Annotated in this window: 15 protein-coding genes; 11 read left to right on the forward strand and 4 right to left on the reverse strand. The window is 66.8% G+C overall.

Annotation, left to right across the window (positions count from 1 at the left end; translation table 11 throughout):
- Nucleotides 1-62: 62 nt before the first annotated feature.
- The 10 genes from GS4_RS04675 (at nt 63) to GS4_RS04720 (ending at nt 7675) form a co-directional block, all read left to right on the forward strand.
- Nucleotides 63-1430 (forward strand): LLM class flavin-dependent oxidoreductase, encoded by a 1368-nt coding sequence (locus GS4_RS04675; RefSeq protein WP_007618015.1) that lies wholly within the window; start codon nt 63-65, stop codon nt 1428-1430.
- Nucleotides 1427-2623 (forward strand): acyl-CoA dehydrogenase family protein, encoded by a 1197-nt coding sequence (locus GS4_RS04680; RefSeq protein ID WP_007618017.1) that lies wholly within the window; start codon nt 1427-1429, stop codon nt 2621-2623. Before GS4_RS04675 ends, GS4_RS04680 begins: the two co-directional genes overlap by 4 nt.
- A gap of 233 nt (nt 2624-2856) precedes the next feature.
- The gene (locus GS4_RS04685; protein ID WP_007618019.1) at nt 2857-3294 is read left to right on the forward strand and encodes a Fur family transcriptional regulator; all 438 of its coding nucleotides are present in this window, start codon (nt 2857-2859) and stop codon (nt 3292-3294) included.
- 55 nt (nt 3295-3349) lie between these two features.
- Nucleotides 3350-4810 carry a catalase gene (locus GS4_RS04690; protein WP_007618020.1) on the forward strand — a complete coding sequence of 487 codons (1461 nt, stop codon included), beginning with the start codon at nt 3350-3352 and terminating at the stop codon, nt 4808-4810.
- A gap of 174 nt (nt 4811-4984) precedes the next feature.
- Nucleotides 4985-5416, forward strand: a complete 432-nt coding sequence (locus GS4_RS04695; RefSeq protein WP_007618022.1) for an organic hydroperoxide resistance protein — start codon at nt 4985-4987, stop codon at nt 5414-5416.
- A gap of 82 nt (nt 5417-5498) precedes the next feature.
- A complete protein-coding gene (locus GS4_RS04700; protein ID WP_007618024.1) occupies nt 5499-5978 on the forward strand; it encodes a Dps family protein in 480 nt (159 codons plus the stop codon).
- A gap of 84 nt (nt 5979-6062) precedes the next feature.
- A complete protein-coding gene (locus GS4_RS04705) occupies nt 6063-6521 on the forward strand; it encodes a fluoride efflux transporter FluC (RefSeq protein ID WP_007618026.1) in 459 nt (152 codons plus the stop codon).
- Nucleotides 6518-6883: a fluoride efflux transporter FluC gene (locus GS4_RS04710; RefSeq protein WP_040509577.1), complete on the forward strand. Its 366-nt coding sequence runs from the start codon at nt 6518-6520 to the stop codon at nt 6881-6883. Before GS4_RS04705 ends, GS4_RS04710 begins: the two co-directional genes overlap by 4 nt.
- Before the next feature lie 53 nt (nt 6884-6936).
- Entirely contained in the window at nt 6937-7401 is a 465-nt protein-coding gene (locus tag GS4_RS04715) for a hypothetical protein (protein WP_007618029.1), read from the forward strand.
- On the forward strand, nt 7391-7675 hold the full coding sequence (locus GS4_RS04720) for a hypothetical protein (protein ID WP_007618031.1): 285 nt from the start codon (nt 7391-7393) through the stop codon (nt 7673-7675). The genes GS4_RS04715 and GS4_RS04720 overlap by 11 nt, the downstream gene beginning before the upstream one ends.
- Before the next feature lie 54 nt (nt 7676-7729).
- Here the strand turns inward: GS4_RS04720 and GS4_RS04725 are convergent, their stop codons facing one another.
- From GS4_RS04725 to GS4_RS04735, 3 genes are all read right to left on the reverse strand, one after another.
- Nucleotides 7730-9457 carry a DUF3556 domain-containing protein gene (locus GS4_RS04725; RefSeq protein ID WP_007618034.1) on the reverse strand — a complete coding sequence of 576 codons (1728 nt, stop codon included), beginning with the start codon at nt 9455-9457 and terminating at the stop codon, nt 7730-7732.
- A gap of 93 nt (nt 9458-9550) precedes the next feature.
- Nucleotides 9551-10927 carry an NAD-dependent succinate-semialdehyde dehydrogenase gene (locus GS4_RS04730; RefSeq protein WP_040509476.1) on the reverse strand — a complete coding sequence of 459 codons (1377 nt, stop codon included), beginning with the start codon at nt 10925-10927 and terminating at the stop codon, nt 9551-9553.
- Between the two features lie 164 nt (nt 10928-11091).
- Nucleotides 11092-11481 (reverse strand): DUF1304 domain-containing protein, encoded by a 390-nt coding sequence (locus GS4_RS04735; protein WP_007618037.1) that lies wholly within the window; start codon nt 11479-11481, stop codon nt 11092-11094.
- A gap of 323 nt (nt 11482-11804) precedes the next feature.
- On the opposite strand from GS4_RS04735, the gene GS4_RS04740 reads away from it, so the two are divergent.
- Nucleotides 11805-12257: a lipoprotein LpqH gene (locus GS4_RS04740; RefSeq protein WP_007618040.1), complete on the forward strand. Its 453-nt coding sequence runs from the start codon at nt 11805-11807 to the stop codon at nt 12255-12257.
- Between the two features lie 154 nt (nt 12258-12411).
- Here GS4_RS04740 and GS4_RS04745 read toward each other — a convergent pair whose 3' ends face one another.
- Nucleotides 12412-13635, reverse strand: coding sequence for an oxygenase MpaB family protein (locus GS4_RS04745; RefSeq protein WP_040509478.1), 1224 nt, complete (start codon nt 13633-13635; stop codon nt 12412-12414).
- Nucleotides 13636-13884: the final 249 nt, after the last annotated feature.

The following is a 13884-nucleotide window of genomic DNA, read 5'->3' on the forward strand; positions in this document are numbered from 1 at the left end:
GCGGTCGGCGGCCTCGGCGCGGGGACCGGCGCGCTCATCCGTCGATCTGAGAGGACTTCTCCATGCCAACCCCATTGCGATTCTCGGCCTTCGTGATGAACACGACGTCCCACATCCTGCACGGCGCCTGGCGGATCCCCGACGCCCGGCAGACCGACTTCAACTCGCTGCAACACTGGATCGACCTCGTGAAGACACTGGAGGCAGCCAAGTTCGACTTCGTGTTCTTCGCCGATGTCGTGGGTCTCTACGACGACTACCAGGGCGACTGGAAGAAGTTCGTCGACAGCGGGTTGCAGATCCCCAGCAACGATCCGCTGGTCCTCGCATCGGCACTCGCCTCGCACACCGAGAACCTAGGGCTCGCGATCACCAGTTCGATCCTGCAGGAGCATCCGTTCGACTTCGCCCGCAAGATCTCGACCCTCGACCATGCGAGCGGCGGCCGGATCGCCTGGAACATCGTGACCAGTCTGTCCAAGAACGCCTGGCGCAACTTCGGATACGACGACATCACCCGGCACGACGATCGGTACGAGTGGGCGCAGGAGTACGCAGACGTCGTCTACAAGCTCTGGGAGGGCTCCTGGGATGAGGGAGCGCTGCTGCAGGACAAGGAGTCCGGGCTGCATGCCGACTTCGATCGCATCCACAAGATCAACCATCACGGCGAGCGCTACCGCGTCGAGGGACCGCACCTCGTCGCGCCGTCCCCCCAACGCACTCCGGTGCTGTTCCAGGCCGGCTCGTCGCCTGCAGGCCGTCGCTTCGCCGCGCGCAATGCCGAGGCGCAATTCATCGTCTCTCCCACTCCGGCGGCCGCCCAGACCCTCATCGACGACACCCGCCGTCTGGTGGTCGAGTCCGGGCGTGATGCCCGCGACCTCAAGTTCTTCCAGGGGTTGTCCTTCGTCATCGGATCGACGGAGGAAGAGGCACAGCGCAAGTCGGTGGAACTGGACGAGTTCATCGATCCGAGCACGATCATCGCCCACGCAGCCGGCGGGCTCGGCTTCGATCTCGGCCATCACGACCTCGACACCCCGATCGGGGACATCGACACGCAGGGAACCCAGAGCACGCTGCTGTGGCTGCGCGAGGCGGTACCCGATCGCGAGCCGACGGTCCGCGACCTCGCGCTGCTGCGCAGTCGACATGGACGTGTGGTCGGGACACCGGAACAGATCGCTGATCGACTGACCGAGTGGCGTGCCGCCGGGGTCGACGGGATCAACGTCATCAACGCGACCATCCCGGGCAGCTACGTCGAGTTCGCCGAGTATGTGTTGCCGGTCCTCCGGGAACGTGGACTGGCACAGGAGGATTACGTTGACGGTACGGTGCGCGGCAAGCTGACCGGACGAGACCGGCTCCCCGATTCGCACCCCGCGGCCCGCTATCGGGGCGCTTTCGCGGACGTGCCCGCATGACCGCGGTGATCTCCGGTCGCGACGATGTCCTGGCAGCGATCGCCGCCGGGGCGGCGGAGCGGGAGCGCAACAGCGTCGATCCGCACGCGGAGATCCGGCGGCTCGCCGATGCCGGACTCACCGCGTTCACCATCGGCGACGGGACACGTGGATCGGGTGCGTCGGTCGTCGAACTCATCGACTTCGTCATCGATCTGGCGCGCGCGGACCCGATCGTCGCTCACATCCTGCGGGCGCACTTCTGGTTCGCCGAACAGGTCCGTCGCCTTCCCGTCGGCGCCGAGCGGGACCGATGGGTCGCCGAGATACAGGCCGGTCGGATCGTCGGGAACGCGAACAGTGAACGGGCGGGCGCCGCGGGTGCGCGGCGGTTCGCCACGCAACTGCGGCCGATCGACGGTGGGTGGCTGCTCTCGGGCGACAAGTTCTACAGCACCGGAACAGCTTTCGCCGATTGGGTCTCGGTGTCGGCCTCGATCGGAGGCGCGCGCCAGGACCGGTTGGCCCGGCTGGTGGTCCCTGTCGATCGTCCGGGTGTCACGGTCGTCGACGACTGGGACGGGATCGGTCAGCATCGGACCGGTACCGGCTCCACCACGTTCACCGACGTGCTGGTCACCGCCGACGACGTCTTCGAGTACGTCGACCTCGGTACCGACCGTGCGACGGCGTCACCGAGCGACGGCCCACTCTTGCAACTGTTCCTGCAGGCGGTCATCACCGGCATCCTGCTGTCGGTGGTCGACGACGCCGCTGAACTGCTGCGCGGCCGCGGTCGGTCGTTCGACCATGCGCCGTCGGACGAGCCTCGCCACGATCCGGTGCTGCTGCGGACCGTCGGCGAGTTGGACTCCACTGCTCATGTGGCGCGTGCAGCCGTTCTCGATGCCGCCGGTCGGATCGAGATCGCCTTCGCGGGGGCGCGAGTCGGCGCGACCGATCCTGAGCTCTTCCGCCGGGCGTCGCTCGCTGCGGCCCGGGTCAAGGTCCACGTCGACGAGGTGGGTCTGCGCGCTGCGAGTTCGCTGTTCGACCTTGGCGGCGCATCCGCGGCCAGCAGGTCGCGCAACCTGGACCGGCACTGGCGCAACATCCGCACCCTCACCCTGCACAATCCGACGTCGTACAAGGCCATCGCCATCGGCGACCATGTGGTCAACGGTGCACCCCTCCCGCAGAACGCGTACTTCTGACCCGACTCTGCCTGCCCGCCGTTCGGCGGCCCTGTCGGAGCGCCTCGGTCGGACAACTGACGCCTGAGCGGGGTCGGCCCTGGAATGTGCACGGCGCGGTCCGCTCACGTGTCAGTTCTCCGACAACCCGACCCGACCCCGACCCGACATCGTCCCCAACCAAGCCTCACCTCATCTTTCTGGATCTCATCCAAAACCTGGAATAGTTCCAGAAAACGCGCTACGGTGGTGTCATGACCGAGCCACTCACCCCCGTCCAGCAGCTGCGCGCTGCCGGCCTGCGTGTGACGGCTCCCCGGCTCGCGGTGCTGGAGATCCTCACCGCGCACCCACACTCGACGGCCGAATTCGTGGCCACCGGGGTCCGGGAACAGCTGGGCGGGGTGTCGACGCAGACCGTCTACGACGTACTGCGCGCGTGCACCGAGCGCGGACTCCTGCGGCGGATCGAACCGGCCGGCTCGCCCGTCCGATACGAGACGCGCACCGGTGACAACCATCATCACCTGGTGTGCCGGGGATGTGGCGTGATCGCCGACGTCGACTGCGTCGTCGGGGCCGCGCCGTGCCTCGCGCCTGATGACGAGCACGAGTTCACCGTCGAGGAGGCCGAGGTCACCTTCTGGGGACTGTGCGCGACATGTCGTGCACAGCAGTCAGTTTCAGAATAGTTCACGCCGACCGTCCGCAGCCCGGGCGGTCGGCATCAATGGGAGGACATCGCAGATGACGCCGCGCACGACCACCAATGTCGGGATCCCCGTAGCCAGCGACGACGAATCGCTGACCGCGGGCACGCAGGGCCCCATCCTGCTGCACGACCACTATCTGATCGAGAAGCTCGCGCAGTTCAATCGGGAGCGCGTCCCCGAGCGAATCGTGCATGCCAAGGGCGGCGGCGCATTCGGCGAACTCGTCGTCACCGGCGACGTCTCGCGGTACACCAAGGCCAAGCTCTTCCAGCCCGGCGCGCGGACCGAGTCGTTGGTGCGGTTCTCGACGGTGGCAGGCGAGCAGGGCAGTCCCGACACCTGGCGCGACCCTAGGGGTTTCGCGGTGAAGTTCTACACCGAGGACGGCAACTACGACCTCGTGGGGAACAACACCCCGATCTTCTTCATCAAGGATCCGATCAAGTTCCCCGACTTCATCCGCTCGCAGAAGCGTCTGCCCGGCTCGGGTCTGCGCGACCACAACATGCAGTGGGACTTCTGGACCCTGCGCCCCGAGTCGGCGCATCAGGTGACCTGGCTGCTGGGTGATCGCGGCATCCCGAAGACGTGGCGTCACATGGACGGATTCGGTTCGCACACCTACCAGTGGGTCAACGCCGACGGAGAGCGGTTCTGGGTCAAGTATCACTTCAAGACCGATCAGGGCATCGAGTTCCTCACCCAGGATCAGGCCGACGAACTCGCCGGCAGCGATCCCGACCACCATCGCAAGGACCTCTACGAGTCGATCGAGCGCGGCGAGTTCCCGAGCTGGACCCTCAAGGTGCAGATCATGCCGGTGGCCGATGCGGAGAACTACCGCTTCAACCCGTTCGACCTCACCAAGGTCTGGTCACAGCAGGACTATCCGCTCATCGAGGTGGGCACCTGGACACTGAACCGCAACCCGGAGAACTTCTTCTCCGAGATCGAGTTGTCGTCCTTCGAGCCGTCCAACGTCGTGCCCGGTATCGGGTTCTCGCCGGACAAGATGCTGCTCGGCCGGGTCTTCAGCTATGCGGACGCCCATCGCTACCGGATCGGCGCCAACTACGCTCAGCTGCCGGTGAACTCGGCCAAGGCCGCGACGGTGCACAGTTACTCGAAGGAAGGGGCGATGGCCTACCGGTTCAACGCCCCTGATGTCCCGGTCTACGCGCCGAACTCCTACGACGGACCGCACGCCGACCCGGCCGCCGCGGGCGACGAGGGTCTCTGGTCTTTCGACGGATCCGCGGTGCGGGCGGGATACATCCAGCACGCCGAGGACGGGGACTTCACGCAGGCGGGCACGCTCGTCCGCGAGGTCCTCGACGACGGTGAGCGGGAGCGCCTGGTGGACAACATCGTCGGCCATGTCCTCGACGGGGTCCGCGAGCCCGTGTTGTCCCGCGTCTTCGAGTACTGGCGCAACGTCGACGAGGATCTCGGCAAGAAGGTCGAGGAGGGCGTCCGACAGGGCTCCGACAGCTGAGAAGTGTTCTCCGACAGCACTAGTGACTGTAGGTGAGCCTTGCCGTCGTGGTCGACGCCACGGCGGACGCGGGAATCCTCGCCGTCGGACACCCGTTGGACAGGTTGTCGGGGTAGACAGGACAGGCGTACCACCGAAGACGTACCGATCGAACATCCGACGAAGGAGAAGCGCATGACCGTAGATGCCTCGTACCACGTGAAGTCCACCGCAGCCGGCGGCGGACGTGACGGAGAAGTCGTCTCCGAGAGCGGCCGCATCGACCTCGAGCTGCAGCCGCCGAAGGAGCTCGGCGGCAGCGGCGAGGGCAGCAACCCCGAGGAGTTGTTCTCCGCGGGGTACGCCGCCTGCTTCCTGGGCGCCCTCCGGGCCACGTCCAAGCAGTCGGGTTCGCCGGTCCCCGAGAAGTCGACCGTCACGGTCACCGTGGGAATCGGAAAAGACAGTGAGGACGGCGGATTCGGTCTGACCGCCGACATCGAGGTCTACATCCCCGGCGTCGACGAGGCCGAAGCGCAGAAACTGGCGGAGGGCGCACACGCCTTCTGTCCGTACTCCAAGGCCACCCGCGGCAACATCGCGCAGACCGTCATCGCACGGGTCTGACGTCACCGCCGGACCGGGCGCCCACCCATGGCGCCCGGGTCGGTGGACACAGAGAAACCACAACTGAAAGGAGGTGGCGGGTATGACGATCTCAACCCCCATCACCAGCACTCTCGACGACGAGCAGAAGGCGATCACCGGAACTGCTCTCCAGGAAACCGTCGTCGACCTCATCGACCTGTCGCTGATCGCGAAGCAGGCGCACTGGAACGTGGTCGGACGACAGTTCCGATCCGTCCATCTCGAACTCGACGAGCTGGTCACCGCCGCCCGTGAGTTCACCGATGCGGCCGCCGAGCGGGCCACGGCCATCGGCGTCAGCCCGGACGGCCGGGCCGAGACCGTGGCCAAGACCGCCGGTACCACCGGCTTCGGCGACGGCTGGACCAGCGACGCCGATGTCGTCACCGCCGTGGTCGCCAACCTGAAGGCCGTCATCGCCGGCCTGCGAACCCGCATCGAGGCGACCGAGAAGGCAGATCCGGTCACTCAGGATCTGCTCATCGGGATCGCGTCGAAGCTCGAACAACTGCACTGGATGTGGCAGGCGCAGGTCGCCTGACCCTTCCGCGGGTGCGCCGACACGTTCGCCCTGCCGGACGACGAACGCCGATGATCTCGGTTCGTCCGTCGTAGCATCGGCGGCGTGGCAGCATCCGACATGCGTGACCCGGACGCCCCGCCGGTACATCTGCAGCCGCTCTCGCTGCTGCTCGTGTTCGCCGGCGGGGCGTTCGGCACGCTGGCCCGCTTCGGTGCAGAGGAGTGGGCGGCCACGCGGGTGCCCGGTTGGCCGTGGGCGACCTGGGCGGTCAACATCGTCGGATCATTGATCCTCGGTGCGCTGATGGCCGGACTCGCCGCCGCCGGCCCCGACACCGGCGTGCGACAGCGAATCCGACTACTCGCCGGCGTCGGCTTCTGCGGCGGCCTCACCACGTACAGCGCCTTTGCCGGCGAGGTCGTCGCCCGGATCGACTCCGGCGACCTCGCGATCGCGATCGTCTACGCGGCGCTGACCATCGTGGCCTGTGTGGCCGCGGCCGCAGCCGGTCACCGACTCGGAGTCGTATGGGGTGCTCGTCGCCGCGGGAGTCCGTCGTGACTGCGCTACTCGTGGCCGTGGCGGGAGGGCTCGGCGCCGTCGCGCGACTCCTTGTCGACGGTCTGATCAAGGTTCGCCGACCCGGCATCGTCCCGTGGCAGACGGCGGTCATCAACGTGACCGGTTCACTACTCGTCGGGTTCGCGGCATCGGCGATCGGCACGGGACCGCACCTGGACTGGCACGCCGTTCTCGCCGTGGGCTTCTGTGGCGGATACACCACGATGAGCACGGCGAGTGTCGAGACGGTGACCTTGCTCCGCACCGGCCGATCGTTGACCGCCTTCGGCTACGTCGGAGTGTCCCTGGTGCTTTCGCTGACCGCCTGCGCGATCGGCATCTGGCTCGGCCACCGCGTGTGAGCCGCCGGGGACCGGAGAGGCGCGAAAACTAGAACACGTTGTAGCGTGAAGTCGTGCAGAACTGGAACCTGGTGTTCGGACTCGGCCTGGCAGCGGCAACCGTCGCGGTCATCGCCTACGTGCGGTATCGATCGCGGGAGACCGCGGTCCTGCATCGGGACACCGACCTCGCACGCTCGCTCCGCGAGTTGGCGGGCGACGACGCCGTCCGACTCGCCGCGATCGACGAGTTCGAGCTGTCGGTCTTCCAGCGGCTGTTCTATGCATCGGTGATCGGCCCGCGGCTGCGCAGCGCCGCATGGGCTCTCCTGGGCGCGGTGCTCGCGACCGCGGGAGCACTCGTGACCGGCGGCGACGGACTCGTGCAGTCCACCGCACACATCGCCGCGATAATCCTCGCCATCGCATTCGCCGTCGGCGCACTCGCCTTCGGGGCGCTCGCGATCTACCACGCGGCGACGACGCCCCGGGTCTCATTTGCGGACTCGTATGCCGAGGCGGAGTCCGATGACGACTGACGTGACCGGTCCGTGCCGGCCGACGCGCGCGCAGCGGATGGCTCGGACGACGACGGTCATCGCGGCAGGCATCGGGCTGTGGGCTGTCGGTTCCGCCACGGCCACCGCCGACGCCGCACCGGCGAGCCCGGCCGCGTCGGACACTCCCATGTGGTGGTGCCGGTCGCTGCCGATGATCCTGATCTACCCGCCACCCCCGACGACCGTGGAGTGCGTGACTCCGCTGGGTCCCTTCCGTTTCCAGCTGCCACCCGGCGCCGCCTGGCCGTCCTGACGCAGACGAGACGCTGCCGTCGTGCGTGCGTCGACAGCGGTTGTCCGAGTCCGGTCAGGGGATTCGTGACTCGGCGACATCGACAGGGACCTGGTCGTCCCACGGCTGCCGTGTGACCATGTCCGCGACGCGCAATTCGCCGCGCTCGAACTCGCCGGTGGCCGCGTCGACCAGCCGATAGCGTTGACTGCCACGGTGGATGGGTTGCGCCTCGAGCAACACCACACGGACCTCGCCCGGCTCGAGGTCGCAGCGCGATCGGAGTGCATCGATCAGTTGCTCGCCGTGGAGGTGACCGTCGCCGAAGTTCCAGCCGAGTGTCATGGCGCAGATCCGCTCCCCGTCGGTGAGCACGTAATCGGCTTCGTCCCGACCGGCCATCGCACGATGGGCCAGGGTGAACAGCGCGCGTCCGTGGGTGTTCATCGCGCGGAAGGCGTAGCCGAGGTAGAGCGGGATGTGGAGCCGGTCCTTGCCGTACACCCGTTCCAGCTGTGCGGCAGGCATACTCGAGATCGAGACGATGCCTGCGTCGATCTTCGCCGATCCGCTGGGCGTGATGCACCACAGGGTGGTGTCCCAGTTGCCCGCGTAGTAGCGCATACCCGGCAGGAACGAGACCTTCCCCGGCAACAGGTTGCCCAGCACGACGATCACCGTACTGATGAGGGGGATCGCCACGACCAGCGCGGGGTTCGCGGTGTCGGAGAACCCGACGTCGGCGTGCGCGACGAACAGGAACAGCACGCCGAAGATCATGAAGACGTTCCACTCCAGCGGTACGCCCATCGGGATGGCGGTGAGGATGCCGAGATGGAATATCACCATCACGGTTGCGGCGACGGCGGTCGGCCAGCCCCCGTGGCTGACGAAGAGGGCCACCGGGACGAGCATCTCGATCGCGGTGGAGATGTGGGCGACCACCCGGGCGGGCCGACCCGGCCGGAGGTCATCGGGGAAGTGCTCGAAGAACTTTCGTTTGAGCGCTCGAGGGCGGATGAGCGGGCTGTTGGACATCATCGTCGAGACGACGAACGGGAAGTGCTTGTTCAGTTTCGATGTCGCGGCACCCATCCAGATGACCACGAAGACGAGTTTGGCGGCGACGAGCATGTCCGCGCCGGTCAGCAGCGTGGTCAGCAGTAACGCGCCGTAGACCTCGCCGCGGGCAGCCAGGAAGATCGTCTTGTCGCGGAGGCCGGTCACGGCGAGGAGCACCGCGAGCGTCACCGGCAGCCAGAGCGGCAGGAGCCCGACCGCAGTACTCGATGTGTCGCCGTCACGACCGTCGGTGAACAGGGCGACGACGCCGATCAGGATCAGTGCGGCGTACAGCGCGACATCGACGAGTCCGCGACGGTCACCGCGAGTCAGCGGGACGAGCCGTGGCCACGGAGGGAGTCGGATGGTGCCGGGGCGCAGCCAGTACAACGCTGATCCCATGGGCGGGACGTATCGATTGTTGAGCGGGCCGAAGCCACAACCGAGTCCGATCACCTCGAACAGCAGCGTGAAGATCACCGCCTTCTGGAAGACGATGGGCTCGTCCCACCATGAGCCGATCGCGGTGATACCGCCCAGGCCAGAGGTGGTGGAGATGATCAGCGCGCCGACGGCGACGTACAGCGCGATCTTGACTACGTAGAAGAGATGCAGGATCACCGGTGTGCCGAACCCGACCTCCGCCCAATGCCTGGCCATCGGCCGAATCCGCTCGGCGCGGGTGCCGGTGCTCCATTCGGCCATGTCCAGGCTGGGCAGGGTCGGGGTGGTGAATCCCATGGGTTGCTCCGTCCGACGACGTCGTTGGCGACCGGTCGGAGTCGGAGCGTACCCACGTCGCGTGCGGCGGGCGGCCGGTTCGGCCAGACCCGATCAGCGGGAGGAGGTGCGGCGCAGTTTCACGTTCACGAACTCGCCCATGCCCCAGCGGCCTAGCTCACGACCGTAACCTGATCGCTTCACCCCGCCGAAGGGGAGTCCCGGCAGCGTGGTGCCGTGCTCGTTGACGTAGGCCATCCCGACCTCCAGCCGATCGGCCACCTCCGCAGCCTTGGCGGTGTCGGTGCTCCACACCGAGCCACTCAGGCCGAAGTCGACGTCGTTGGCGATGCGGACGGCCTCGTCGACCGACGACGCCCGGTACACCATTGCCACCGGACCGAAGATCTCCTCGCGGTAGGCGTCCATGTCGGGCGTGATGCCGGTCAGCACGGCCGGTTGCAGGAAAGCGCCGTCGCCGTCGAGTGCCTGACCACCGGTGTGCAACGTGGCGCCCTGGTCCACTGCGGTCCGGACCTGTTCGGCGACGGTGTCGCGCGCATCGACCGACGACAGCGGACCGACCTGGATGTCGGGGTCCGTCGGGTCGCCGACACTGGCATTCTCGAACTGTTCCACCAGTCCTGTGACGAAGTCGTCGTAGAGACCGTCGAGGACGATGAATCGCTTCGGCGAGTTGCACGCCTGCCCGACGTTCGACAGCCGAGCGCGAGCAGCGATACGGACGGTCCGTGCGAGGTCGGCGCTGTCGAGCAGCACGAAGGGGTCGGACCCGCCCAACTCGAGGACCGACTTCTTGAGGTTCTTCGCCGCGGTCTCGGCCACCGCGGCGCCGGCCGCCTCGCTACCGGTGAGCGACACCCCGCGGATGGATGGGTGAGCGATGAGGTCGGCCACCTGATCGCTGCTCGCGTAGGCGTTGATGTAGGCGTCCTGCGGGACGGAGGCCTCGTGCAGGATCTCGGCCATGAGGGCCGACGATGCGGCACAGATGGAGGCGTGCTTGAGGATGATCGTGTTCCCGGCGAGCAGATTGGGCGCAACGAACCTGGCCACCTGGTAGTACGGGTAGTTCCACGGCATGACGCCGACCAGCGGGCCGACCGGGCGTGTCTGGACGATCGACTCGGACGCGCCCTGCGGGTCGAGGGTCTCGGTCTCGAGGAGATCCGGTCCGTGCTCGGCGTACCAGCGGTAGATGTCGGCGGCCAACTGCACCTCGCCGGCCGACTGCTTGATCGGCTTCCCCATCTCGGTCGTGATGGTCTGGGCGAGTTCGTCGGAGCGCTTCTCGTACAGCTCGGCCGTACGAGCCAGGGCTGCCGCCCGCTCGCCGGCCGGGAGTTCGCGCCATGTCTCGAACGCCGCTGCCGAGCGGTCGGCGATCTGTTGGATCTCGTCGTCGCCCAGCGAGGTGAACTCCCGCTCCGTCGTTCCGGTGGTCGGATTGGTCGTCACATAAGTGCTCATCTTCCGAGGCTACGGAGCCCGCGGCTCGATGGGTCCGAAATGTCCGATTCGCGACGAGGTCACGATATCGTTGTAAATGGTTTGAGAATCAAAGATGCTGCAGCGTATAACTATTCGACACAACGCCCGTTGGGTCCCTGTGACAGAGAGCGATCGGACGGTGGTCAGGAGGCGGTGGTGGCGATGACGAGCGCGACGACCGCGATCAGCGGTGGCACCAACTGGACGAGCGCAGGACGCGCCTTGCTGCGATCCGAACCTAGTAGGACCACGCCCGCGGCGACCATCGAGCCGCACCCCGCGAAGATCAGCGCGGTGCCGGCGGAGTCGAGATCGGTCGCGGTCAGGGCGATGCCGACGAGGGTGACCGCGCTGAGGAAGAGGTTGTAGAAGCCCTGATTGAACGCGAGTTGTGCAGAATCGGCGGCCTGCTGCTCGGTGGTGCCGAATGTCGCCCGACCACGCGGTGTGGTCCACAGGAATGCCTCCAGGACGAAGATGTACACGTGGATGGCTGCCGCGATGCCGGCGAAGATCAATGCGGTGATGGTCATCGGTGGGTCCTGTCGATCGTCGAGTGGCTGGGGTCCCGCTCGCGGTGTCGAGAAGTCTATCGGGGGTTCCGTGAATCCAGCTCCGCGCATGCGAACGGGATCTGTGTCCCGCGAGGCAGCTTCTCGTCCCTGGAGTCGTCATCGAAAAGTTCACCGCGTCAGGCGATCTCGATGTGATCCAGCTTCGATGCCGTGGGTACTGAGCCGTGCGAACGAGTTTGGCCGTCCAAACCCTCGAAAAGTGCCCGTGCGCAGCGAAGTTGATCTTTACTTGTCCCCGTGACGAGGTCCGTCCGGGTCTTGCGCGGAAGAAAGGCACGACGATGAAGCGACTGTTGGCCGGAGTGGTGGGGGTGTTGGCCTGTGCCACCGTCCTGACGGCGTGTTCGAGTGACAGCGGCGACAGCGGTTCGACCAATGCCTCGGCCGAGGTCAAGGTCGACGGCCAGGATCTGGCCGGTCTCGACACCGACACGGTGACCTGCGCGAGGACCGGGGGCAAGATCACCGTGGGCAGTGGTCAGGTCGACGGCAAGCAGGGTGTCGGCGTGATCATGACCGACGAGGCCGCCCCGAAGGTCGAGAGTCTGGGCATCGTCGTCGACGGCAACGCACTCGCGGTGAACAACGCGATGGGCATGAAGGCAGGTTCCGCCGAGGTGGCGGTCGACGGCAAGACCTACACCATCACCGGCGAGGCGCAGGGCGCCAACCTCAGCAACCCGACCGCCGGGATGGTCACCAAGAAGTTCGAGATCAAGGTCACCTGCGACTGATCTCGTGATCCGCTGAGCGTGCGATCGATCGGGTCGCAACGCGCTTCCGCCCCGAGTCGTCCCACGCCCTCCCCTGTCGGGGGGATGGCGCGACGGCTCGGGGCGGAAGAGCGCGAGGGGAGCGCGTGTGCGGGCGGTCCGTCGCGGGCCGCGGTCAGCGGTAGTGCGGGTTGTTGATCACCGGGATGTCGATGGTGATCGGCATCCGGAGCTCGGACATGTACAGCAGGACGAACTGACGCAGGAACTCGTCGAACATCCAGTACGCCTCCTTGGGCATCCCGACGTTCAGCAATCCTTCCCGGACGGCGACATACGGTGTCCAGGCCGTCTCGAACAGCGGGGTCCACACCGGCTCACGGGGGATGTCGAGCCAGCCGGCGATCTTGTCGCCGAGGGTGAACCGGGTCAGCGCGCCGAGGACGCCGCGACTGAGCAGGCTCAGGTCGAGGTTGTATCCCAGGCCCAGGAGGATGTTGGCGAGCTTCTTGCCCTCGGGTGTGGGTGCGAGGATCGGGTCGAGGGTCTGCTTGGCCTGTGCGTCCGCAGCGTCCCACGACTTGGGGATGTACTCGTCCTTGACGCCGAGCATGGCCGCGCTGACCTGCCATGAGTGCAGGAAGCCGACCGACTCGTCTGCGGCGATCGGCACGTTCCACTGGCGGAAGTGGCGCATCACGGTGGTGGGCAGGCTGTGCCAGGTGTTCATGATGTCGGCCTGGCTGATCGGGATCTCTTCGGATGCAGCGTGTTTCCACCATGGGGACTGTGGCAGCAGGTGGCGTACGGCAGCGTGCGCCATGCGGGTCTTCACGCAGGTCACGATCATCTCGCCGCCAGGCTGGTAGGCGTTGAGCGATCCGATGTCGTATCCGAGTTTCGCGGTCTTGGTGATGCGGTCCTTCATGTCGGCGCCGCCCTTGGAGTAGTAGACCGCGCGCGCCTCCTTGGGGATGACGGTGCTCATCATGCCGCTGGCGAAGCCGTACAGCAGGCCCAGGTAGGTGCCGCGTTTCTGGTTGAAGCGCACCGCGTCCGCGAGCTTTCCGCGATCGGTCCACGCGGGCAGTTGCCGCGCGTGCTCCATGAACTCGCGGAGTTCGGCGGGCAGGCCGGCCGGGAGCGGCTGGCCGTTCTGGCGCCAGCCGCGGAGGATCTTGTTGACACGAGGCACCTCGCCGCGGTCGAGCAATGCCGAGATGACCCGATCGGCGTCGGGGTCCCAGACCTTGTGGGGGTCGGCGCCGGTGCCGTAGCCGGGCACCGAATTGGCCGGCGACCATGTCCACGCGCTCGCCTGACCGGCCATCGTGAGTGCCCCGACCGCACCCAGAGTCCCGGTCGCCTGCAACACCTTCCGCCTGCTGAGGTCTTCCATGTTCTCCGCTCCCATCCGACAGCGCCCCGACTGAGCGACCCACGAGCTGCATGGGTCAATGAAACAATGGCTGTATCTCTGTAACATTTAGCACGCTGTGGCGCCGATCACAAGAGTTCGGCGGACCTTGGGAGGGGTACGCGCGGTGTACCCTCGCGATATCTGAGGAGGGACATCGTGGAATCTGTGCCGTCCGTCCCCGCGGTGGACCCGTCGACCGGCTCGCTGCTCGAACGTGCCTACCGCGGT

It is taken from the genome of Gordonia soli NBRC 108243 (genome assembly GCF_000334455.1).
Classification (GTDB): Bacteria; Actinomycetota; Actinomycetes; order Mycobacteriales; family Mycobacteriaceae; genus Gordonia; species Gordonia soli.

Bases quoted from the DNA above. Each gene is read 5' to 3' on its own strand.
- GS4_RS04745 (WP_040509478.1), bottom strand. From the start codon at position 13,635: ATGGAAGACCTCAGCAGGCGGAAGGTGTTGCAGGCGACCGGGACTCTG.
- GS4_RS04675 (WP_007618015.1), top strand. From the start codon at position 63: ATGCCAACCCCATTGCGATTCTCGGCCTTCGTGATGAACACGACGTCC.
- GS4_RS04680 (WP_007618017.1), top strand. From the start codon at position 1,427: ATGACCGCGGTGATCTCCGGTCGCGACGATGTCCTGGCAGCGATCGCC.
- GS4_RS04740 (WP_007618040.1), top strand. From the start codon at position 11,805: ATGAAGCGACTGTTGGCCGGAGTGGTGGGGGTGTTGGCCTGTGCCACC.
- GS4_RS04730 (WP_040509476.1), bottom strand. From the start codon at position 10,927: ATGAGCACTTATGTGACGACCAATCCGACCACCGGAACGACGGAGCGG.
- GS4_RS04700 (WP_007618024.1), top strand. From the start codon at position 5,499: ATGACGATCTCAACCCCCATCACCAGCACTCTCGACGACGAGCAGAAG.
- GS4_RS04720 (WP_007618031.1), top strand. From the start codon at position 7,391: ATGACGACTGACGTGACCGGTCCGTGCCGGCCGACGCGCGCGCAGCGG.
- GS4_RS04725 (WP_007618034.1), bottom strand. From the start codon at position 9,457: ATGGGATTCACCACCCCGACCCTGCCCAGCCTGGACATGGCCGAATGG.
- GS4_RS04735 (WP_007618037.1), bottom strand. From the start codon at position 11,481: ATGACCATCACCGCATTGATCTTCGCCGGCATCGCGGCAGCCATCCAC.
- GS4_RS04685 (WP_007618019.1), top strand. From the start codon at position 2,857: ATGACCGAGCCACTCACCCCCGTCCAGCAGCTGCGCGCTGCCGGCCTG.
- GS4_RS04690 (WP_007618020.1), top strand. From the start codon at position 3,350: ATGACGCCGCGCACGACCACCAATGTCGGGATCCCCGTAGCCAGCGAC.
- GS4_RS04695 (WP_007618022.1), top strand. From the start codon at position 4,985: ATGACCGTAGATGCCTCGTACCACGTGAAGTCCACCGCAGCCGGCGGC.